This is a genomic window from Kitasatospora sp. NPDC057198, from assembly GCF_042670125.1.
In the GTDB taxonomy this organism is placed as follows: domain Bacteria; phylum Actinomycetota; class Actinomycetes; order Streptomycetales; family Streptomycetaceae; genus Kitasatospora.
Genome location: NZ_JBHUWH010000851.1, coordinates 1 through 1,483 on the forward strand (window position 1 = coordinate 1; position 1,483 = coordinate 1,483).

At 74.3% G+C, this 1,483-nt stretch carries 1 protein-coding gene and 1 pseudogene; both read left to right on the plus strand.

Annotated features, from left to right (window positions below; all coding sequences use genetic code 11):
• Positions 1 to 1,096 (plus strand): histidine-type phosphatase (locus tag ACFUEL_RS39620; RefSeq protein ID WP_380243065.1); only part of this gene is annotated, 1,096 nt, incomplete at its 5' end.
• A gap of 196 nt (positions 1,097 to 1,292) precedes the next feature.
• Positions 1,293 to 1,483 (plus strand): annotated as a pseudogene (locus ACFUEL_RS39625) (hypothetical protein); the annotation flags it as partial.

Below are 1,483 nucleotides of genomic sequence, written 5' to 3' on the forward strand. Positions count from 1 at the left end.
GCTCGCCGAGGCCGAGCGGGCCGGCGGACTGACCGGCCTCGGCGCCCGACTCGCCCCCCAGGTACGGGCACTGCTCGACGCGGGCGCCTCGGTCGGCTACGGCAACCTGTCCGCCCGGGGCGCCGACGAGCAGCGGCAGACCGCGCTGCGGACGGAACGGCGACTGCCCGGCCTGTTCGACGCCATCGCCGCCCAGGGCGCCCCGATCGTGGTCGAGACCTCCGGCGTCGCCCGCGCCACCGCCAGCGCCGACGCGTTCACCGCCGGCCTGGTCGAGGGCGAACCCACCCTGGCCGGCCTCGTCCAGGCCCCGGTCACCGACAAGAACCTGCTCTACTTCCACAAGCAGCCGCAGAACGCCGACTACCAGGCGTACGCCGCGCACGACCCGCAGCTCGCCGCCGCCCTCGCCGCGATCGACGCCGACCCGCGCACCGCCGAGGCCGCCCGGCACACCGTCCGGCGCCTGTTCACCGCCGCCTTCGCCGACACCCTCACCGCCGAACGGCAGACCGCCTTCGCCCGCTCGCTGTACGCGCTCTACAGCGCCGCGCCCGACCTGTCCGTCGAAGCCCACGGCACCGACCTGGACCGCTTCCTGACGCCCCCCGACGCCCGGTGGTTCGGCTACCTCGACGACGCCGAGGAGTTCTACCAGAAGGGCCCCGGCTTCACCGGCCGCACCATCACCTACCAGATGGCCGGCGTCCTGCTCGACGACCTGTTCGCCCAGGTCGAGCAGAAGGCCGCCGGCACCAGCGGCGCCGGGGCCGTGCTGCGCTTCACCCACGCCGAGGAGATCGAGCCGCTGGCCGCCCTGCTCGGCCTGCCCGGCAGCACCCGGCAGGCCGACCCGGCCCAGCCCTACGACTACGCGAACAACCCCTGGCGCGGCGCCGACGTCGCCCCGATGGCCGCCAACCTCCAGTGGGACCTGTACCGGGCCGCCACCGACACCGGGGGCAGGCCGGGCTACCTGGTGCGGATGTTCTACAACGAGCGGGAGACCGCGTTCAAGGACGCCTGCCACCCGATCGCCGAGGGCTCCTACTTCTACGACCTGGACGAACTGGAGCGCTGCTTCGGCCGGAGCTGACACCGCCACCGGAACGGGGCCGGGGACGGCCGACCGGGGACGGCCGACCGGGGACGGCTGACGGGCGACGGCCGACGGGGGACGGCCGTTCGGTGCGCGTAAGGTGGAACCGGCTGGTGCCCGTCGAAGAACCGGCAGGTGACGCGGCGTCGGCACCGCCGTACGGCTGAGCACTGACGGAAGGACGACCTGCGCCATGGCAGTTGACATCCGGGTGGAGCCCCTGGGCGACCGCGAGTACCTGGTCCGGGTCGAGGACGGCCCGGTCGGGGCCGCGACGCAGGTCCGGGTCACCGACGGGGTGCTGGAACGGCCCGGCCTGGCCGGCGGCGACGAACAGCGGATCGTGCACGAGACGGTGGCGTTCCTGATCGAGCGCCAGCCCGT